This is a genomic window from Bradyrhizobium sp. 23AC, assembly GCF_054863025.1.
In genome coordinates, this window is sequence record NZ_JAVAYN010000001.1 from 211,747 (window position 1) to 230,202 (window position 18,456).

The window sequence follows — 18,456 nt, forward strand, 5'->3', positions numbered from 1 at the left end:
TCAACGCGCACAGGCCCCGAAATTTCCGCTCAAACTAACGGGCCGACAGGCTAGAGGCTATTGATATCCTCCATCTCCAGCACGTTCCGCGGATACCCCTCCCGGGCCACGCGGATCATGGCGCGGCCGATCTGCTCGGTCGAGGTAACGAGCCGCGGCGAGAGCCGGCGCAACACCGACCAGAGCGGCCCGGTTGCGGCATAGACTGCCTGCACCCAGGCGGTCTTGGAACGGGCACCGTGCAAGGGCTGAATCGCGCCGGGCCGGAACATGTAGGCGGCCCGGAACGGCAGCTTCAAGAGATCGTTCTCGGTCTTGCCCTTGATCCGCGCCCACATCCGCGAACCCTGCTCGGTGGAATCGGTACCGGCGCCGGTGACGTAGGTGAAGACCATCTGCGGATTGAGGCGCGCCAGCGTCGTCGCAGCCGCAAGCGTGAGGTCATAGGTGAGATGGCGGTAGCGATCTTCGCTCATGCCGATCGAGGAGACGCCAAGGCAGAAGAAGCAGGCATCGAAGCCGGTGAGCTGGGCCTCGATCGCCGAATAGTCCAGAAAATCGTCGTGGATGATCTCGGTGAGCTTGGCGTTGCGCACCCCGGTCGGGCTGCGGCCGACCACGAGCACACGGGCGATGCCGGTGTCGACCAGGCATTCGCGCAAAACGCCCTGCCCGACCATGCCGGTCGCGCCGAAGATGATCACTCGCATCGGGATGTTCCTGGCGGGCTCGCGGCTCATGCCGCGGCCGCGATCTCGTCGAAGGATACACCGGTCAGCGTCACCGAGACATCCCACAGCATGGCAGCGGTGGCGAAATCCTTCGCGTGTGGCATGATCTTCGCCGCCGCGGGCGCCCCCTTCATTTCGTAGAATCCGTTCGGGCCGTAATAGCCGCCAGGCTCTGCCGTGGGCGACGTCGCGGCGAGCAGCGTTGGCAGTGCGCCCTCGGCAGCGGACTGGCTGAACAGCGGCTGTAGCAGCCGGCCGATCCGCCACTGGAACGTGTCGGCGCCCGGCCCGTTCGCAACGAGGTCGGTGCGCGCAAAGCCGGGATGCGCGGCAATGCCGCTCACACCCCAGCCGGCGGCGTCGCTACGGCGCTGCAATTCGAGCGAAAACATCAGCATCGCCAGCTTGGACTGGCAATAGGCGCGCCACGGACGATAGGAATGCTTGCTTTGCAGATCGTCGAAATTGATCGTGCCGGAGCGGTGCGCAAGGCTCGAGAGATTGACGACACGAGGCGCCTTCGCGCGGCGAAGCTGCGGCAACAGATGGGCCGTCAGTGCGTAATGGCCGAAATAATTGGTGCCGAGCTGCATCTCGAAACCATCCTCGGTCTGCTGGCGCTTCGGCAGCGCCATCACGCCGGCATTGTTGACGAGGAGGTCTAGCTGCTCGTTGCCGGCGGCAAAGCGCCTGGCGAAATCGGCGACGGAGGCGAGGCTTGCGAGATCGAGAGGCTCATAGGCAATCAGCGCGTTGGGAAAACGCTCGCAGATGCCTTCGATCGCCCGCAGGCCCTTTGCGTCGTTGCGTCCGGTGAGTATGACAATGGCACCGGCGCCTGCCAGCGCCATCGCCGTCTCGTAACCGAGGCCACCCGTCGCCCCTGTCACGACGGCCGTCTTGCCGCTGAGAGAGGGGATGTCTGCCGTGGTCCAGTCGGTCATGCCATGTCTCCGTTCGGGGCTGGAACGAGGCCCGCGACCGGTCTAAATGTGCACTTAGTGCAATTTTGCAAGAGGCGAACCAATTTGAAGGCTTCGAAGGTGGTCCGGAAGCGCGTCAAGTCATTGTCCGGGGGCGGAAAATCCCCGGCCGTGCCCGGCCTGCGCCAGCGCAAGCGGCAACAGACCCGCGAGCGGCTGACCCGGGCGGCGATGACTCTGTTCCTGGAGCGCGGCTTCGAGGCCACGACCATCGACGACATCGCGGCGGCGGCTGAGGTGTCGCGGCGGAGCTTCTTCCACTATTTCGCGTCGAAAGAGGACGTAGTGGCGGCCTGGCAGGAAAATGCCGCCAGCGCGCTGGTCGCCGAGGTGGTCGCGCGGCCCGCGGACGAATCCATGCTGACGGCGGCGGAGAATGCGATCGCGGCGGCGGTCAAGCGGCTCGATCCGGCGGAAGCCGCGGCAATGTCGCGGCTCAAGCGCGACAATCCCGCGCTGCAGGCGCGCGATCAGCTCAAATACGAGAAGCTCGAGCGCGCGTTGGCCGAGGGCCTTGCCCAACGCGGGCGAACCAAATCCGACCGGCTGCAGGCCCGGCTCGTCGCCATGATCGCCACCGGCGCGATGCGCGTCGGCGGCGAGAGCTGGATCGGCGAAGGCGCGCGTGAGCGGCCGGAAGCTTTCGTCAAGCGCACCTTCGATGCGATAAGGGCGATCTTGAAGTGAATGGTGCGTTCACCCTCCAGTATCGTAGGGTGGGCAAAGCGACTTGTCCGCCGTAGCTCGCAGAGCGAAGGCGGAAGCGTGCCCACGTCTTCTTCGTATTCAAATGGCAGGTGGTGGGCACGGCGCAAGTGCGCCTTTGCCCACCCTACGATTCCGCACACGCGGAGAGAGACCCCTCACCCGTCTCCGCAAGGAGAGAGGGTAAGAGTCATCCCGCTCACTCCCTGAAGAACGCCAGCAGGTCGGCGTTGATGGTTTCGGCGTGCGTGGTCGGCATGCCGTGCGGGAAACCCTTGTAGGTTTTCAGCGTGCCCTTCTTCAGAAGCTTGGCCGACAGCGGCGCGGAATCGGCGTAGGGCACGATCTGGTCGTCGTCGCCGTGCATCACCAGCACGGGCACGTGGATCTTCTTCAGATCCTCGGTGAAGTCGGTCTGCGAGAATGCGACGATGCCGTCATAATGCGCCTTGGCACCGCCCATCATGCCCTGGCGCCACCAGTTCTGGATCACCGCTTCCGACGGCTTTGCGCCAGGACGGTTGTAGCCGTAGAACGGGCCGGCGGGGAGGTCACGATAGAATTGCGTGCGGCTGGCCGCGAGCTGCTTCTGGAGATCGTCGAACACGCTCTTCGGCAGGCCGCCGGGATTGGCTGCGGTCTGCACCATCAGTGGCGGCACGGCGGACAGGATCGCCGCCTTCGCCACCCGGCTCTCGCCGTGGCGAGCGATGTAGTGCACGACTTCGCCGCCGCCGGTGGAATGGCCGACATGGATAGCGTTCTTGAGGTCGAGATGCGCGGTGACGGCCGCGAGGTCGTCGGCATAATGATCCATGTCGTGGCCGTCGGAAACCTGCGACGAGCGGCCATGGCCGCGGCGGTCATGGGCGATGACGCGATAACCGTTGTTGGCGAAGAAAATCATCTGCGCGTCCCAGTCGTCGGCCGACAACGGCCAACCATGGCTGAACACGATCGGCTGGCCACTTCCCCAATCCTTGTAGAAGATCTCGACGCCGTCTTTGGTGGTGATGGTGGGCATGGATTGCTCTCTTTCGGTGAGGATCAGTGACGCTGCACCTGCGCAAGCACGCGCCGGTGATGCGCAGCTAGTCGCGCGAGACCGCGAATGCGATGCCGGGCATCAACAGGGAATGTTGAGAATCGTGTGATCAGGCAAACGCCATCGGCTTGAAGCGGCGCCAGGCGCCGATGGTGAGCACGACGAAGAACACCAGCACGATGCCCTGCACCGCCGCGAACACCGGCCCCGACGGCGGCGCCGGCGCCACGGCCGGCGCGAGCGCGGCAAGCGCCGGCACCTTGAGGAACGACTGGATCACCAGCACGAAAACGTTGAAATACAGCGAGATCATCGCAGTCACGACGTAGACCGGACGCCAGACCCCGGTGAGCTTCATGCCGTACAGCGCAAAGCAGGCGATGGCGAGCAGCACCAGCGAGATGATGCCGATGATGTGCGAGGGCAGCAGCTTCTCGAACGGAAACAGGAAGCCGGTGGCGCTGGTCAGGATCGTGAACAACAGGAAGACCGCCGTGAGGCCCGGCATCGACTTCGACCCGAGCAGGCCGAACATCACGACGAGGCCGGCGACGATTGCGATCAGGCTGATGACGACATGGACCAACGTGAGGGCGGGCAAGCTCAAGCCGAGGACCATGACATCTCTCCTACTCGTCTGGCGTCAAGATTGAGGAGAGTAGTATTACGACCCTCATGGGATTGCCACCTGCGTTGTCGTCACATGCATGTGCGAAGCCATGCGTCGTCGTGCGAATCGACAAACGCATGGCTGAATTTTTTGCACCGCTGTCACAAACGACGGCAGTTTTCGACGAAAGTTGAATCGAACTCTCAGACTTCCTTGGTGTCGAAGATCAAGAGGTCAGCGCCGCCGCTGGCGAATTTCGGCACGTCGGCGCCGGTGGCCTTGCCTTCCGGACTGCCGAAGGCCGCCTGGATGTCGCCCACGCTGTCGAAGGTGAGAATGGCGACGAGATGGATTCCGGAGGGACCTGCGGGAGATGCGACCGGGCCCTTGCTGACGGCGTATTTCTTCAGGCCGGGAAGTTTCTTGGCGAGCGGAATGTGCGTCTCGGCGTAGTACTTGTCGAAGGCGGCAGCATCCTTGGGTGTCTTGTAGAGCACGACGACTTCAGCCATTTAGTCCTCCCGATTGATCTCTTGTTCGTTCCGCGGGCGATACGCCTCGCGGGTGCCGCGATAGTCCGCAGGACGCGGCACGATGGCAAGCCTCATTCGACTTGCCATTCGCTTGTCTTGTCCTTGACTAAAGCGCCGGTTTTGCGGCGTCGCCGAGATAGCCGTGCAGGGAGGCCACGACCTGCGCGCCCTCGCCGATGGCACCGCCGACGCGCTTGACCGAGCCGGAGCGGACGTCGCCGACGGCATAGACGCCGGGCACGGAGGTCTCCAGCGGCGCCACCAGCCTGCCCTGGTTCTGTTCGGACTGCGCGCCCGTCACGACGAAGCCGCCGCGATCGAGCGTCACGCCGCAGCCGTCGAGCCAGGCGGTGGCGGGATCGGCGCCGACGAACAAAAAGAGATTGCGGATGTCGGCAGAATCCTCGTCATCGGACAGCCGGCTCTTCCAGCGGATGCGCCGCAGCAGCGCGGCCTCGTCGCCCTCGAGCGCGGTGATCTCGGTGTTGAACATCAATTCGATGTTCGGCGTCGCTTCGATGCGCTCGATGAGATAGCGCGACATGCTGGCCCCTAGGCCGCCGCCGCGGATGATCATCAGGACGCGCTTTGCGTGACCCGACAGGAATACGGCGGCCTGGCCTGCCGAATTGCCGGCACCGACCAGCGCCACCTCCTCGCCGGCACACAGCTTCGCCTCGACCGGCGAGGCCCAGTACCAGACGCCGCGTCCTTCAAACTTGTCGAGATTGTCGATCTCCGGCCGGCGATAGCGCGCGCCGCTTGCGACCACCACCGCGCGCGAGCGCAGGGGATCGCAGCCGTCCAGCGCCACCGCGAATGCGCCGTCCTTGCGCGTGCAGTCGAGCGACTTCACCGTCACCGGGATCATGATGTCGGCGCCGAACTTCTGCGCCTGGGTGAAGGCGCGCGCAGTCAGCGCCTGGCCCGAGATGCCAGTCGGAAAGCCCAGATAATTTTCGATGCGCGCGCTGGCGCCGGCCTGGCCGCCGAAGGCGCGGATGTCGAGCACCGCGACGGACAACCCTTCGGAAGCCGCATACACGGCGGTGGCGAGCCCGGCCGGTCCGCAGCCGACGATCGCAACGTCGTAGATGCGGCCGTCCTTGGCGCCGCCGATCATGCCGATGGCGCGGGCAAGCTCGGTCTCGCTGGGGTTGCGCAGCACCGCGCCGCTTGCGGCGACGACCAGCGGCCAGTCTTCGGGTTTGGGCGAATAACGCGCGATCAATTCGCCCGCGTCGGGATCACGATCGGGATCGAGCAGATGATGCGGCTGACCGTTGCGGGTGAGAAATCCCTGCAACCGCACCACGCCGGCGGAGTTCGACGGGCCGATCAGCACCGGACCGCCGATGCCGCCCTGGATCAGATTGACCCGGCGCAGGATCAGCGCGCGCATGATGCGCTCGCCGAGATCGGCCTCGGCGACCAGCAGCGCGCGCAGCCGGTCCGGCGGCAACAGCAGCGTCTCGACATCGCCCTCGGCGCGGCCGTCGACCAGCGCCGGCTGTCCGGAGAGCTGGCTGAGCTCGGCCAGAAATTGCCCCGGCCCCTGGTCGATGACAGGGGTGACGTGGCCGAGGCCATCGCGCTGGGTGATGGCGACATGGCCCTTCAGCACCACGAACATGCCGGGCCCGGGCTTGCCGGTCTCGAACAGGAACTCGCCGTCCGCGTAGCTGCGGACCTCGCCGAAATGCCTGATCCGCTCGATCTCGGCCGGCGTCAGCGCCGGAAAGGTCTGCTCGGGGCGGGTGAAGCGCGACATCAGCGCCTCGTCACCGGTTGGTTGCTGTCCGTTCTGCCCCATCGTCATGCTCACTCATTCAAATTTCTTAAGTGCCGGCTTTCCCGGCGGCCCCCTCATTTAGGGAACCATCGTCGTTCTGCGAGGGGTCGGTGCTTGCGGCGCGTTCGCGCGCCTGCAGCTTCCGCCGCTTCAGGTTTTCGCGCAGCGCCGATTTCAAGCGGTCGTCCCGGGACGTCCTCGCCTGGTTCGTGCTCTTGTCGGTCTCGTCGGCCATCACGGGTCCATATCAGCGATCGGCGGCAGGATGCCACCGAATGGCGACAGCTCAAGAGGCCTGCGCGATCCATTCGTGCGAAACGCGAAATGGATCGAATCCGAGGCCTGGGGCAACTGGCCAGTTGGCGGGGGATATCAGAGCCCGAATCGGCGGAAAGTCGGTGGTTTCGCGCCAAAAAGGGCATTTTGCCCTCGATATCGGCCCGATTTTCTCGGTTTGACGGGCCTAGCAAGCTTGCACAGGAGGGGGGCTTGTGGCAGATATCGGCCCGCTTGGTAGCGCCCCTCGGGCGCCCGATTCTTTCACCAGCACATGCTGCCGTAGCTCAGTGGTAGAGCACTCCATTGGTAATGGAGAGGTCGACAGTTCAATCCTGTCTGGCAGCACCATTTTTCCCATCGAAGCGAGCCAGCAACACCCACGGATGCGATCGTGATCACACGTTCCCTGCCCTATGAAGGACTGCTCCACGAGATCGTCGAGCATAATGGCGTGCTCTATCTCGGCGGCATCGTCCCTGAAGATGCGGGGCTCGATATGACGGGCCAGGCCGACGATGTACTGCGCCAGTTGAAGACCCTGCTCGAAGGAGCCGGCTCCGATCTCTCCCGCGTCCTGCAGGTGACGATCTTTGTGGCGGATCTCGCCGACAAGGCGGCGTTCAACCAGGTGTGGAAGCGCTATTTCACCGCCGACCACCTGCCGGCGCGTGCGGCCGTTGGCGTTGCGGATCTCGGCCCGGGCGTCAAGCTGGAGCTGACGGCGATCGCCGCCCGCCGCTGACTGGAGCGACACGGGCGAGGCGAGAACGCCCGGTCCTTTTTATATTCGCGCGAGAACGCGCGTCATTCCTGTGTTTACACATCAAGCAACGTTCTCGCGGCGCGAAGCGTCCGAGTTTTGCTGCTGTCCTTGCCCCTCTTCCTTGAAGAGGGCGCAGGGAAGACCGGGTGCCGGCTGGCACCCATGACCCGCTGCGCGAAGAATTTGCACACGCAAATGCGCAGGCGGAAAACAGGTGGGCCGGAAAACACCCGGCCTTCCCTGCGCGATGGGTTGACGGCTTATGCCTGCTCTCCCCGGAGCCGAGTTCCTGCTGGCCTCCGTCACCTCGCGAAAGGCGATGCACCACGCCGGTTGGCCGATGCATCTTCGCGAAAGCTTGGCTGTAGCAACGACAGCCAGGACCACATGGTTTAGCCGTACGCGACTGCTTCGTTCGTCACACGGAGAAGGACCTCACGAGGTTCACCCGCCCTGGTCCCGCCTTCCCGTGCCCGACGCAGCCGCGTCCACCGCACCCCGGCCCACGTTCGTTGCGACGTACGATCGCCCCTCTCCTCGGGCCGGGATGGCGGGAATATGCCGCAATTCCGAATTTCGGTAAAGTGGAATATCTTTGCGGGGAGGGATTGACGGATTTTGGGTGTTTTGCCCGACGGGTCAGAAGCGTTGCGGTCAATATCGGGTTTTGACCCGATGCAGGTCACGCTTTCGCGGACGGCCGCTGCAAACTGTGTGCTGGCGCGCTTTTTTTGAAAAGATGCCGTCGCACTGTACGTTGACCCCTCGTTTCATGGTGATAGTCTTTTAGCTCGCGGCCTGTCCGGGAGGACACAATGGGATGGTTCGACCGCCTGTTTGTAAGGATGTCGGAGCCGACGACCCCTCTCTTTGCGAGATTTCGGCGGAAATCGAAGGCACCGACCGACCCTGATCTTCTGAAAATCGCCAAAGACCGGAAGGGACATATTTCCCGCAGAGCCGTCAGGGACGAGTATAATCGGCTGGTCTTGGAGAAGTACGCGCACGACAAGTCGTGACTGCCAAGATCCGTCGAGGCCGATCTCCGTGGCGACATGATGGTTTCGCAACGGCTCTGTCCCCTGCGCACCATCCATTTTCGGCCATTCATCTGCAGTGCCGCGAACCGCTCATCCGCCCGCGCAGCCGTTTGTTCGGGCTAAGGCACGATGGGTTTCGCTGCGCCCCGCCCATCCTACGCGCTGATACCGAGCTCCGGCCGGTTTGGCCGCGCTGGTAAGGTTAATCCTTCCTTTCGATTGTCGGTAAAATTTTATCTATTATCGTCTTTGTCGTGGATGACGAACCAGAGGCTTCGATAGTGTTTGCGTGCTGCCTGATCGTGACTGGGATTGCGTTGCTGCTCTCCGGCATCGTTGCCTTCGGCTTTCATAGAAACTCGCTGCACGCGCTGGCGTTGCTGTAGCCGTATCAGGGCGCCGGCTCGCAGGATGGGTGTCGACTTGTCCGCCGTAGCTCAAGGAGCGAAGGCGGAAACGAAACGCCATCAAATCCTTACGGGTGGTGACGCAGCGTGATGGGTTTCGCAGGTGCGCTATCCATCCCACGCGCGAAGAGTTCTGCGCGTAGAGCACCGGTGCAGGGGGCCATAGGCGAAATGAGGGTGCCCAAAGCCGCGCCACAATCTATAGTCGTGGCACAATGGTCTTGGCTCCGATCCACGAAAGCCTCCCCGGCCCCATAAGCCCTTCCGACCGCATCGAAAGCATCGATGCACTTCGTGGCGTGGCCCTGCTTGGCGTTCTGGCGATCAACCTGGTTACCGAATTCCGCGTCTCGATCTTCCAGCAGTTCCTGCCGGCTGAACTGCCTGCATCGTCTCTGGATCGAGCTGTCGAGACGGTCTTGATGCTGGCCGTGGACATGAAGGCGTTTGCGCTGTTCTCGCTCCTGTTCGGCGTGGGACTCGCAATCCAGTTCGAGCATCTTGCGGCGAACTCGCGTCGCGCGCTTCTGCTGTTTCGCCGTCTGCTCGTATTGCTGATAATCGGATTGATTCACCTGTGCCTGATCTGGAATGGCGACATTCTCACCGAATATGCGATAGCAGGTCTCGTCGTTCTGCCGTTCCTGTTTGGTCCCCGCTGGCTCTTGCTGGCCGGCGCGGCCGCGTTTCTCGGGCTTTACCTGACGATGCAGATATGGTCGCCACCCGGGCTGTTCCCCAGTCTCGCGTCGATCCAAAGCAATGTGGAAGAGGCGAACCGCGTCTATGCAACTGGAACCTTCGGTGAGGTGCTGGCGTTCCGGCTTCGCGAAATCGCTTTGATCCTCCCGCTGCACATCTATGTCTTCCCTCGCACCCTGGGCCTGTTTCTATTGGGTGCATTTGTGTGGCGCAGCGGCGTCCTGCAAAAGCCGAATCGCGTCCTCCTGCTCACGGCGGGGGCCGGCTGCATTGGTCTCGCTGCAGCCATGATCCTGTTGAGAGCAGGGAACGCGATGGCCGGCACGAGTTTCGACGTACTGGCCACTCCCGCAGGCACGATCCTGCTTGCGCTCGGCTACGGTGCCATCATCATCGCTATCGCCAGCTCGGCCAGGGGGAAAGCGTTGCTGGGCTGGGCCGCGCCGCTGGGCCGCATGGCGTTCACGAACTATCTCGCCCAATCCGTCATCTTCGGGTGGATCTTCTATGGCTACGGCCTTGGGCTCTTCGGTCATCTCGGCGCCGCCGAAGCGCTCGCGATCGGGCTCGTGGTCTATGTCGCCCAGGTCATCTTCAGCGGATGGTGGTTAGGTCGGCACCGATATGGTCCCGTCGAATGGTTATGGCGAACGCTCATGTACGGCACGCCGCAGCCGCTTCTACGGGCTGGGCTCAACGACTCGGGCCAACGGGCGGCCTAAGTCCGTAGAATGGGTCAAGTGACTTGTCCGCCGTAGCTCAAGGAGCGAAGACGGAAGCGAAACCCATCAAATCCTTTCGGGTGGTGACGAAGCATGATGGGTTTCGCAAGGGCTCTACCCATCCTACGCACTATCAATTGTCGTTACCCGCAGCACGCCTCGCAAACCGCTCATCTGCCCGACGCAGCCGCCGGCACAGTTCGCGGTTGATGTTCTGCAGGACGATCACATAGGCGTGGATGTCGGCCTTGTAGCAGGCGTAGAGATTTTGGGCGGTCAGCTCGTACAGCACCGTCGGGCTTTCCGCGACAACCGTTGCTGAGCGGTTTTGCATTTCGATCAGCGTCATCTCACCGAAGAAGTCGCCGCGCTCCAGCACGGAAATCGGGATGACGCTCCCCGCCTTCGTCCGTTTGCTCACCGCGAGCCGGCCGGATTTGACGATGAACAGCGAGCGGCCCGGCTCGCCCTCCGCCACGACGGTTGCGCCTGCGTCGAAGCGGCGCTCGACCAGCATCGACATCAGCAGGTCGAGACCTGGCTCCGGAAGGCCGCCGAAGAACGGCGTCGCAAGCAGGAACGCTTCCAGATCGGGGGCCGTGACAACCATTGCGCTAAGATACGCCCCGCCGCTATCTGCGGCAAGCAGAGCGGCGTAGCCTGGATGGAGCGTTAGCGTAATCCGGGGCTGTCGGCCGCGGACGCAGTGTCGTAGGATGGGGAGAGCACTCGCGAAGCCCGTCAAGCTTCCGCGCAGACAGAGCGAGATGGGTTTCGCTTCCGCCTTCGCTCCTTGAGCTACGACGGACAAGTCGCTCCACCCATCCTACGCGATCCAGCCTACTGCCGCGCGACACTTTCCCCGCGCAGCGTCCTTCGCTTTCGCCACACCTGCAGGTTAATCATGACCTTTGCAGTTGCCGCAAGGACCAACATGCACAGCACCGCCTTCGAGATCGTCTCCATCGTTCCCTCGATCAGCAGGCAATGGACCACGCTGCCCACGACGATGACGATCGCCAGCGGCATATGAATCAAGCGCCAGGTTCGCGGCCGCAGCTCTAACCGCCGGCGCATAAGAGCTAGAAGGGCAACGGCGAAGATCGCCCACATCGCGGTCACGCCGAAGGGCGAGAATGGCGTCGGCGATGCGTAGGTCAGCGCGTCGATCATATCAGGCGGGCTGGTGATCCAGAGGCCGGCGACGTGGATCACGACCGCGAGGGCCAGCACGCCGCCGATCCAGTGATGGGCACGCCGTCCGCGATAGGCCGACAGCGGCGTCAGATATCCGCCGATCAGCAGCGGCTGAACCAGCACGAGACCGAGCGCAATGATTCCGGCGAATCCGGCGAGGATATAGACCGGACCACGCCATGCGAGTTGCTCGCTGCCCGCAGCAGCTGCGATCGGCACGCCGATGGCCAGGGCGAGGGCAACCCAGATCAGGATCGCCCGGGCCGATCTCCACCCCGTCATTCGCTGGCCCGATCAGGCCGGCTGCAGGACGAAGTGCGCTTCGAGGCTGGTTTCCTTGGCGCTCCGCATCACCGGCCGCAGAAAGACGGTTTTGAATTCGCCGCTGTCATAGGCGAGGTGACCATGCGGCTGGCCGAAGATCGGAATGATCTGCGGCATCTCGAGCCGGAACTTGCCGTCCTTGTCGGTGAGCGTGGCGCCGTGGCTCTGCGGCTCGTGCTCCTGGCCTTCGGTCGTGTGGGCCCAGATCTGGATACGCTGCCCGGCGAGTGGCGCGCCGTCGCCGGCGCGGCGCACCGTGCCGCTCATCCAGAAACCGCCCTTGCCGATGCGCTCCACGATCGCCGCACCCTTGCGGTAGTTGTTGGCGCCGCCCGACATCGTTTCGGTCGGCGCGAGGCCAGCCGCACGGGCCGGCAGCAGGAGGCCGGACACGCCGGTTGCCAGAACGGCGCCACCGGCGACGAGGAGATTGCGGCGGTTGAGTACGACAATGGTCATGTCAGTTCCTCCGGGCGGTCTGCGCGATCGCGCGCCGTACGATGATTTCTCGTGCCCCGGACGCGGTGCAGCACGCAGTGATGCGCCGCAGAGCCGGGGCCTAGCCTGATGGGTCCCGGCTCTGCGGAGCAGCGTTTCACGCTGCACCGCGTCCGGGACACGCGCCTACCGGGCAATGGCTGCGCAAAACATACAACAACAGGCCTGAAACGCCCAGTTGCGGCGAAGGGCGCAACGGGTCGCAATAACAGTGTTGTGAACGGCGCGCGCGAGGCTCCGATGCCGCGCATCCGTCTTCATGGGCAGCCGGCTTTGCCGTAGCTTTCCGTGGAGACGGTGGCATCATCCGGACACGACACCGGAGCGTGTACGAAGATTGGGGGATATGACCATGAAGCAACTGCTTGCGATCGCCGCGCTGTCGGTCTTCGCCGGACAAATAGCGGCGGAGGCCGGAGAGGGAAAAGCCTATCCCAATGGCCCCCGCGATCTCATCGGCAAATACGGCAACAGTCCGGCTCAGTGCCAGTCCTACCACCGCAAGCCCGACGACATCACTTCGATCAGCGCGACCAGTTACGAGTTTTGCGGCGGCTCCATGTGCGGCGCCGACATCGTGTCGCACCGGAAACTGAAGAACGGATACATCCTCAATCTCAAAAGCCCCGGCAATCCGTCGGGGTGGCGCGTCAGGGTGAAGTTGCTCGACAAGGGCATTGAAATTACGTCCCTGTCCCGGCGCGATCCGCCGGAGACATTGGCCCGATGCACGAAGGCCGACGCGATCGCCGGAGTCGGGCTGCGACCGGACCAGGAGCCCGGTGCAGACAAGTCGTTGAACTCCGTTTTCGCAGCGTATTATGCACTTGCCGTCCCCGGCAAATGCCCGGGCATCGAGGCGAACGCACAGGCCGCGGAAGCGATCATCGCGACAGGACGATCATCCTGGACCGAGTTCTTGCGCAAAGGACCAAACTCGCAACATGCGACGCCGGAAGGGATTGCGAAAGACATCGCCGGGGAAAAAGGAGATGCCGAATATGCAGTGCGCGCCGATGCCACCGAGATCGATGCGTTCTGCAGCGAGGTTCTCAACGCTTTCGGCGCCGGCGGTCGCGTCAAACCGGACCTCTTGAAGGATACGCGCGGAAGAACGTGATGGCCGCCTCCTGGAGCGGCCGGCACGGCAATTTCGAATGGCATCGTTGCGCCGACGGTCATGCGACCGCGCCATGCTAACATTCGCGTTGGATGGCACTACATATGAAGGCCCGGCGCATATCGCCCTCCACCCGGACCGTCACCATGATCCCCTTCTCCGTGCTCGACCTCGCGCCGATTTGCCAAGGCGGCGACGCCGCGCAGGCGTTCCGCAATTCGCTCGATCTCGCCCGGCATGCGGAAGGCTGGGGCTTCAAGCGGTTCTGGCTTGCCGAGCATCACAACATGACGGGCATCGCGAGCGCGGCGACGTCGGTGGTGATCGGGCATATCGCGGGTGGCACCAGGACGATCCGCGTCGGCTCCGGCGGGGTCATGCTGCCGAACCATTCGCCGCTGGTCATTGCCGAGCAGTTCGGCACGCTGGAAACGCTCTACCCCGGGCGGATCGATCTTGGGCTCGGCCGCGCGCCGGGCACCGACCAGTTCACCGCGCGGGCGCTGCGGCGCGACCTTGCCACCACGTCCGAGAATTTTCCGCATGACGTGCTGGAGCTGCAGGCGCTGCTTGGCGATGTGCAACCGAACCAGGCGATCCGCGCCGTGCCCGGCATGGGGACGAAGGTGCCGCTCTGGATTTTGGGATCGAGCACCTTTGGCGCACAGCTTGCCGCGATGCTGGGGCTGCCGTTCGCGTTCGCCTCGCATTTCGCGCCGCAGATGATGATGCCGGCGCTGCGCGAATATCGCGCGCGCTTCGAGCCGTCGGCGCAGCTCGACAAGCCCTACGCGATGATCGGCGTCAATGTGTTCGCGGCCGATAGCGACGTGGAGGCGCAGCGGATGTTCTCCTCGCTGCAGCAGGCATTCATCAACTTACGCCGCGGCACGCCGGGGCCACTGCCGCCGCCGGTGGACGACATGGACGCGCTGTGGTCGCCGGCGGAGAAGGCCATGGTCGGCCAGTCGCTGTCCTGCTCCGCGGTCGGGTCCCCTGATGTCGTCGAAGCGAAGCTGAAGGCGTTGATCACTGATACCGGCGCGGACGAGCTGATCACCACGGGGCAGATCTACGACCACGCCGCACGGCTGCGCTCATTTGAGATCGCGGCGCAGGTGCGGGATCGGCTGGCGAAGCAGCCGGCGGCGTGAGCCATGCGCAGCGCGAGCGTCACGGCGGCTTAAGGGACGGCGCAGGTGAAGTTCTCGGCCTGCTCGATGCTGCCAGTGCCGAGATAGCGCGCCTGGCGCGGATAGGGGCACAGCGGCCGGCTGCGGTCCGGCCAGGGCGTCTTCGCGCCCGCACGAGCTTCGATGCCCTCAGGCGCGCGGCCCTGCTCGACCCAGTTCACCAGCGGGGTCAGCACGTCGAAGCTGTCGGTGGCGGGCCCTCCCGAGCAGTGGTTCATGCCGGGCACCAGGAAGAGACGGGCGAAGTCGGCCGTCTCTTTTTCTCCGCCCACAGCACTCGCGAGCCGCTTGTACCAATCGACCGTATCCAGCGCCGAGAACGTGGGATCGCTGACGCCGTGATAGAGCAGCAGCTTGCCGCGCCGCGCACGGAAGCCGGAGAGATCGACTGAGTTCGCCGAGATCGTCTGCACGGAACTTTCCGGCATCGCCGCGCTCGTGCCGAAGATTTTCGCGTGGGCTTCCGTCACATCGACGGAGCGATAGAAGTCGTAGACGGCCTCAGCTTCGTTCGCCAACGGCGCGTGGGGCGGCGTCATGTAGAGATAGGCCAGCGTCGCGCCAAAGGACACGTTGAACGCGTTGACGCGGCTGTCGGGTGCCGTGCCGAGAATCCAGCGCCGCCATCCCTCCGTGGCAATGCCGGAATCATAGGGATAGGACGCATAGATCCGGCGGCCCTGTGCCGTGGTCGGTCCCCGGAAATAGCTTTCGAGCGCGCCGACCTGCGCGGCGGAGAGACAGCTCGCGGTCTTCTCGGCGGAACATTGCAGCGTACGCGGCGAAAAACGACAGGCCGGCACATTGTCGATGATGCCGTCGGCAAGCCCGTCGGCTGTATCACAGGACTGAACGATCGCCTTGGAGAGCAAATCCATATCGGCCTGGGACAAGGCCTGCGCCAGGATGGGGCGGCCGTCCGGCGCCTTCGGTGCGATCGCCGCAAAGGCTTGCGTCACGGCGGCGCCCGAAAGCCCCTTCTCGGGCATTCGAAACGCCGGTGCACCAGCCGCCACGCCGTCGAAATGCTCCGGGAAGCGCTGCGTGATCACCATGCCGTGCCGCCCGCCGTTGGAGCAGCCGAGGAAATAGGAGTATTTTGGCAAGCGGCCGTAATAGGTCTCGATGAAGTGCCTCGCCTGCCGTGTCACGACATCGTCGGCGCGGTAGCCGAAATCGATGCGCGCTTGTGGATCGAGGCCGAAGCTGGCGCCGCCGAGAGGGCCCGGCGCGTTGCTGTGGCCGGCATCCGTTGTAACCGTCGCGAAACCCTGACTGAGCGCGCTCGGCTGGCCGCCGCCGGGCTGCGCATCGCCGGTGCCGAGAACGCCGTCAGTGCCGCCCTGCCCCTGGAACACGAAGCGGCCGTTCCACGCCTCCGGCAATCGGAGATGCAGGCCGATGGCGAACTTCTGGCCGTCGGCGCCGGTTCGCTCGTCCAGATACGCGATCACCTCGCAATGCGCGGCAAGCCCGCCGGCCGCCGGACGTGACTGCGCCTCACTCACGCGCATCGCCGGACCGGCCTCCTGGTGGAGCCGATCGCACGCGGTCACGGGCGGGATGGTGTCGCTTGCTGCTGCGATTGCGGTGGAGGCAACACTTGCGATGCAAGCGAGCGCCGCCCGCCAGACCGGACGAGGCAACCTTCGTGCCGAGACGATCAACATGCGGCCCCCCGACCGTGAATGCTCCGACTAGTCCGGAAAGCCGAACAGCTTTGCCGGATTGTGGACGAGAATCTTCTCCAGCTCCGCCTGGTCGGGCGCGTAGCGGTACATCAGCTCGAGCAGATCGGCGTCGTTGGGCGGCTGCTTCACCGAGACCGGGTGCGGCCAGTCGCTGGCCCAGACGCAGCGGTCGACGGCGGCCTCGATATAGGCGCGCGCGATCGGGATCACGTCGTCGTAAGGAGCGCCGGCTTTCGAGGTCTTCTCGCCGAGCGACAGCATCACCCAGAAATTGCCCTTGGCCAGCAGCTCCAGCATCTTGCGCAAATTCGGATCGTTCTTGCCGGCTTCCGGATCGGGGCGCGCCATGTGATCGATCAGCACGGGAACGTCGAGATTCTCGTATTTGGCGACGCTCGACATGATGCCGTCCTTCTCGGGCTGGATCTTGACGTACCAGCCGAGCTCGCGGATGCGGGCGATGGCGCGGGCGAAATCCGCATCCGACAGCACCGCACCGAGCTCCTGGCGGAAGCTGAAGCGCGCACCGCGCACACCGGCGTCATGCAGCTTGGCGAGATAGGCGTCGTTCGCCTCCGCGAACACCAGCGCGTTGGCGCACCCGCGATAGTTCGGGCCCATCGCGGCGAGGCCGTCGAGCACGACGGCGTGGTCGGCGCCGTAGGTCGTGGTCTGCACGATGATGCCGCGCTCGATGCCGAGCGTCTTGTGGACGCGCAGCGCCGCTTCCCATGTTGCGGTCGGCATCCGATAGGCCGCGCCGGGGCGCTCCGGATATTTGTCGATGGGCCCGAGCACGTGGAACTGGCTGTCGACGGTCTTCGGCGGCGGTGCCTTGACCGGGCGGCGCGGATTGGGATCGAACGGCAGATAGGTCGGCATGCGCTAGAACTCCTTCAGTCGATCACAGCGGTGAAGTCGCACTGCACCAGCGCGCCGCCGTCCATATTGTCCATCGGCAGCGCGTGGCGCGCCGGGCGCGAATGCTCGTCCGGAAACATCTTGAGCCACTCGACATTGACCGGGCCGCGCTGCGTGCGGTCCTTCAGCCATACCGTCATCTTGATGATATCGTCCGTGGTGCCGCCGGCGGCCTCCACCGTCGCCTTCATGTGCGCGAACATGTTGGCGCATTGGGCGTCGAGACTCTCCGGCATGACGCCGGCGTTATCGCGGCCGAGGATGACGCCAGACATCACGAGATTGCCGATGCGGCAGGCGTTCGGAATCGGGTTGGCGTGCTTGAAGCCCCCGATGTGGATGCTCCTGCGCCGCGTGTGACCACTCATGGTGCGCTTCCTCTTTGTTATTGATTCAGACGAACTGGCACGACACCGAGCCGAAGGCGCCATAATCGGCATGGAACGTGTCGCCGCGGCGGATGTCGACGGGGCGTGTGAACGATCCCGCCAGCACGATTTCGCCGGCGGCGAGATGCTCGTCATGCGGCGCGAGGCGGTTGGCGAGCCAGGCGATGCCGTTGGCGGGGTGATTGAGCACACCGGCCGCGAGCCCGGTTTCCTCGACCTCGCCGTTGCGGAACAAGAGCGCGCCGATCCAGCGCAGATCCGCATCGAGCGGGCGGAACGGCCGGCCGCCGAGCACCAGCGCCGCATTCGCCGCGTTGTCCGAGATCGTGTCCATGACTTTTCGCGTCTTCCCGGTCTCGGGATCGACGCGATGCATCCGTGTTTCAAGAATCTCCAGCGCCGGCGTGACGTAATCGGTGGCGTTGAGCACGTCGAAGATGGTGCAGTCGGGTCCGCGCAGCGGCGCCTTCAGCACGAAGGCGAGCTCGACCTCGATCCGCGGCGCGTGGAAACGGTCGAACGGAACAGGCGTGGCGTCGGCATAGAACATGTCGGCGAACAGCACGCCGTAATCGGGCTCGTTGATGCCGACGGCGTTCTGCATCGCTTTCGAGGTCAGGCCGATCTTGTGGCCCTTGATGACACGGCCGCGGCCGAGCTGCAGCTTGGTCCAGGCGCGCTGAACGGCGTAGGCATCCTCGATGCTGAAATCAGGATATTCCTTCGTGAACATCGGGATCAGCGTCTTGGTACGCTCGGCTTCATCCAGGCGCGCGGCAAGCCGTTCGATCGTGGCGGCATCGAGCATGGT

General features: G+C 64.3%; 19 protein-coding genes and 1 tRNA gene. 6 read left to right on the plus strand and 14 right to left on the minus strand.

Annotated features, from left to right (window positions below):
- Window positions 1-50: 50 nt before the first annotated feature.
- Together RAD10_RS00975 and RAD10_RS00980 are read right to left on the minus strand one after the other, a co-directional pair.
- Window positions 51-710 carry an NAD-dependent epimerase/dehydratase family protein gene (locus tag RAD10_RS00975; RefSeq protein ID WP_461615958.1) on the minus strand — a complete coding sequence of 220 codons (660 nt, stop codon included), beginning with the start codon at window positions 708-710 and terminating at the stop codon, window positions 51-53.
- 26 nt (window positions 711-736) lie between these two features.
- Window positions 737-1,675: an SDR family oxidoreductase gene (locus tag RAD10_RS00980; protein ID WP_461615959.1), complete on the minus strand. Its 939-nt coding sequence runs from the start codon at window positions 1,673-1,675 to the stop codon at window positions 737-739.
- 84 nt (window positions 1,676-1,759) lie between these two features.
- Here RAD10_RS00980 and RAD10_RS00985 point away from each other — a divergent pair, with 84 nt between their 5' ends.
- Window positions 1,760-2,401 carry a TetR/AcrR family transcriptional regulator gene (locus RAD10_RS00985; RefSeq protein ID WP_461615960.1) on the plus strand — a complete coding sequence of 214 codons (642 nt, stop codon included), beginning with the start codon at window positions 1,760-1,762 and terminating at the stop codon, window positions 2,399-2,401.
- Window positions 2,402-2,618: 217 nt separating this feature from the next.
- Here the strand turns inward: RAD10_RS00985 and RAD10_RS00990 are convergent, their stop codons facing one another.
- From RAD10_RS00990 to RAD10_RS01010, 5 genes are all read right to left on the minus strand, one after another.
- Window positions 2,619-3,443, minus strand: coding sequence for an alpha/beta fold hydrolase (locus RAD10_RS00990; RefSeq protein ID WP_461615961.1), 825 nt, complete (start codon window positions 3,441-3,443; stop codon window positions 2,619-2,621).
- Between the two features lie 130 nt (window positions 3,444-3,573).
- Window positions 3,574-4,083, minus strand: a complete 510-nt coding sequence (locus RAD10_RS00995; protein WP_461615962.1) for a hypothetical protein — start codon at window positions 4,081-4,083, stop codon at window positions 3,574-3,576.
- A gap of 194 nt (window positions 4,084-4,277) precedes the next feature.
- Window positions 4,278-4,586 carry an EthD family reductase gene (locus RAD10_RS01000; protein ID WP_026202518.1) on the minus strand — a complete coding sequence of 103 codons (309 nt, stop codon included), beginning with the start codon at window positions 4,584-4,586 and terminating at the stop codon, window positions 4,278-4,280.
- 127 nt (window positions 4,587-4,713) lie between these two features.
- On the minus strand, window positions 4,714-6,426 hold the full coding sequence (locus RAD10_RS01005) for an FAD-dependent oxidoreductase (RefSeq protein ID WP_461616561.1): 1,713 nt from the start codon (window positions 6,424-6,426) through the stop codon (window positions 4,714-4,716).
- 19 nt (window positions 6,427-6,445) lie between these two features.
- The gene (locus RAD10_RS01010; RefSeq protein ID WP_461615963.1) at window positions 6,446-6,634 is read right to left on the minus strand and encodes a hypothetical protein; all 189 of its coding nucleotides are present in this window, start codon (window positions 6,632-6,634) and stop codon (window positions 6,446-6,448) included.
- Between the two features lie 317 nt (window positions 6,635-6,951).
- Between RAD10_RS01010 and RAD10_RS01015 the strand changes: the two genes are divergently transcribed.
- The 3 genes from RAD10_RS01015 to RAD10_RS01025 all read left to right on the plus strand — a co-directional run bounded on the left by RAD10_RS01015 (window position 6,952) and on the right by RAD10_RS01025 (window position 10,312).
- Window positions 6,952-7,026: transfer RNA gene (locus tag RAD10_RS01015), tRNA-Thr, on the plus strand.
- Between the two features lie 43 nt (window positions 7,027-7,069).
- Window positions 7,070-7,420 carry a RidA family protein gene (locus RAD10_RS01020; RefSeq protein WP_461615964.1) on the plus strand — a complete coding sequence of 117 codons (351 nt, stop codon included), beginning with the start codon at window positions 7,070-7,072 and terminating at the stop codon, window positions 7,418-7,420.
- A 1,683-nt stretch (window positions 7,421-9,103) separates the two neighbouring features.
- Entirely contained in the window at window positions 9,104-10,312 is a 1,209-nt protein-coding gene (locus tag RAD10_RS01025; protein ID WP_461615965.1) for a DUF418 domain-containing protein, read from the plus strand.
- Window positions 10,313-10,445: 133 nt separating this feature from the next.
- Here the strand turns inward: RAD10_RS01025 and RAD10_RS01030 are convergent, their stop codons facing one another.
- From RAD10_RS01030 to RAD10_RS01040, 3 genes are all read right to left on the minus strand, one after another.
- Window positions 10,446-10,922: a cyclic nucleotide-binding domain-containing protein gene (locus tag RAD10_RS01030; protein WP_461615966.1), complete on the minus strand. Its 477-nt coding sequence runs from the start codon at window positions 10,920-10,922 to the stop codon at window positions 10,446-10,448.
- Between the two features lie 230 nt (window positions 10,923-11,152).
- On the minus strand, window positions 11,153-11,791 hold the full coding sequence (locus RAD10_RS01035; protein ID WP_461615967.1) for a ferric reductase-like transmembrane domain-containing protein: 639 nt from the start codon (window positions 11,789-11,791) through the stop codon (window positions 11,153-11,155).
- Between the two features lie 12 nt (window positions 11,792-11,803).
- On the minus strand, window positions 11,804-12,292 hold the full coding sequence (locus RAD10_RS01040; protein WP_461615968.1) for a Twin-arginine translocation pathway signal: 489 nt from the start codon (window positions 12,290-12,292) through the stop codon (window positions 11,804-11,806).
- 298 nt (window positions 12,293-12,590) lie between these two features.
- Here RAD10_RS01040 and RAD10_RS01045 point away from each other — a divergent pair, with 298 nt between their 5' ends.
- A complete protein-coding gene (locus tag RAD10_RS01045; protein WP_461615969.1) occupies window positions 12,591-13,451 on the plus strand; it encodes a hypothetical protein in 861 nt (286 codons plus the stop codon).
- Window positions 13,452-13,597: 146 nt separating this feature from the next.
- Window positions 13,598-14,605 (plus strand): LLM class flavin-dependent oxidoreductase, encoded by a 1,008-nt coding sequence (locus RAD10_RS01050; RefSeq protein ID WP_461615970.1) that lies wholly within the window; start codon window positions 13,598-13,600, stop codon window positions 14,603-14,605.
- 29 nt (window positions 14,606-14,634) lie between these two features.
- Here the strand turns inward: RAD10_RS01050 and RAD10_RS01055 are convergent, their stop codons facing one another.
- The 4 genes from RAD10_RS01055 to hpaH all read right to left on the minus strand — a co-directional run bounded on the left by RAD10_RS01055 (window position 14,635) and on the right by hpaH (window position 18,453).
- Complete coding sequence (locus RAD10_RS01055) at window positions 14,635-16,158, minus strand: tannase/feruloyl esterase family alpha/beta hydrolase (protein ID WP_461615971.1); 1,524 nt, start codon at window positions 16,156-16,158, stop codon at window positions 14,635-14,637.
- A 183-nt stretch (window positions 16,159-16,341) separates the two neighbouring features.
- On the minus strand, window positions 16,342-17,217 hold the full coding sequence (locus RAD10_RS01060; RefSeq protein ID WP_104463575.1) for an amidohydrolase family protein: 876 nt from the start codon (window positions 17,215-17,217) through the stop codon (window positions 16,342-16,344).
- Window positions 17,218-17,231: 14 nt separating this feature from the next.
- Window positions 17,232-17,624, minus strand: coding sequence for a RidA family protein (locus tag RAD10_RS01065; protein ID WP_179738329.1), 393 nt, complete (start codon window positions 17,622-17,624; stop codon window positions 17,232-17,234).
- Window positions 17,625-17,649: 25 nt separating this feature from the next.
- Complete coding sequence (gene hpaH, locus RAD10_RS01070) at window positions 17,650-18,453, minus strand: 2-oxo-hept-4-ene-1,7-dioate hydratase (RefSeq protein WP_461615972.1); 804 nt, start codon at window positions 18,451-18,453, stop codon at window positions 17,650-17,652.
- Between the last annotated feature and the right edge of the window lie 3 nt (window positions 18,454-18,456).

Excerpts from the sequence above, each read along its gene's own strand:
- RAD10_RS01045 (WP_461615969.1), top strand. The coding sequence starts at position 12,591 with ATGGGCAGCCGGCTTTGCCGTAGCTTTCCGTGGAGACGGTGGCATCAT.
- RAD10_RS01005 (WP_461616561.1), bottom strand. The coding sequence starts at position 6,426 with ATGACGATGGGGCAGAACGGACAGCAACCAACCGGTGACGAGGCGCTG.
- RAD10_RS01060 (WP_104463575.1), bottom strand. The coding sequence starts at position 17,217 with ATGCCGACCTATCTGCCGTTCGATCCCAATCCGCGCCGCCCGGTCAAG.
- RAD10_RS01025 (WP_461615965.1), top strand. The coding sequence starts at position 9,104 with ATGGTCTTGGCTCCGATCCACGAAAGCCTCCCCGGCCCCATAAGCCCT.
- RAD10_RS00995 (WP_461615962.1), bottom strand. The coding sequence starts at position 4,083 with ATGGTCCTCGGCTTGAGCTTGCCCGCCCTCACGTTGGTCCATGTCGTC.
- RAD10_RS01040 (WP_461615968.1), bottom strand. The coding sequence starts at position 12,292 with ATGACCATTGTCGTACTCAACCGCCGCAATCTCCTCGTCGCCGGTGGC.
- RAD10_RS01065 (WP_179738329.1), bottom strand. The coding sequence starts at position 17,624 with ATGAGTGGTCACACGCGGCGCAGGAGCATCCACATCGGGGGCTTCAAG.
- RAD10_RS01035 (WP_461615967.1), bottom strand. The coding sequence starts at position 11,791 with ATGACGGGGTGGAGATCGGCCCGGGCGATCCTGATCTGGGTTGCCCTC.
- RAD10_RS01030 (WP_461615966.1), bottom strand. The coding sequence starts at position 10,922 with ATGGTTGTCACGGCCCCCGATCTGGAAGCGTTCCTGCTTGCGACGCCG.
- hpaH (WP_461615972.1), bottom strand. The coding sequence starts at position 18,453 with ATGCTCGATGCCGCCACGATCGAACGGCTTGCCGCGCGCCTGGATGAA.
- RAD10_RS01055 (WP_461615971.1), bottom strand. The coding sequence starts at position 16,158 with ATGCGCGTGAGTGAGGCGCAGTCACGTCCGGCGGCCGGCGGGCTTGCC.
- RAD10_RS00980 (WP_461615959.1), bottom strand. The coding sequence starts at position 1,675 with ATGACCGACTGGACCACGGCAGACATCCCCTCTCTCAGCGGCAAGACG.
- RAD10_RS01010 (WP_461615963.1), bottom strand. The coding sequence starts at position 6,634 with ATGGCCGACGAGACCGACAAGAGCACGAACCAGGCGAGGACGTCCCGG.
- RAD10_RS01000 (WP_026202518.1), bottom strand. The coding sequence starts at position 4,586 with ATGGCTGAAGTCGTCGTGCTCTACAAGACACCCAAGGATGCTGCCGCC.
- RAD10_RS00975 (WP_461615958.1), bottom strand. The coding sequence starts at position 710 with ATGCGAGTGATCATCTTCGGCGCGACCGGCATGGTCGGGCAGGGCGTT.
- RAD10_RS01050 (WP_461615970.1), top strand. The coding sequence starts at position 13,598 with ATGATCCCCTTCTCCGTGCTCGACCTCGCGCCGATTTGCCAAGGCGGC.
- RAD10_RS00990 (WP_461615961.1), bottom strand. The coding sequence starts at position 3,443 with ATGCCCACCATCACCACCAAAGACGGCGTCGAGATCTTCTACAAGGAT.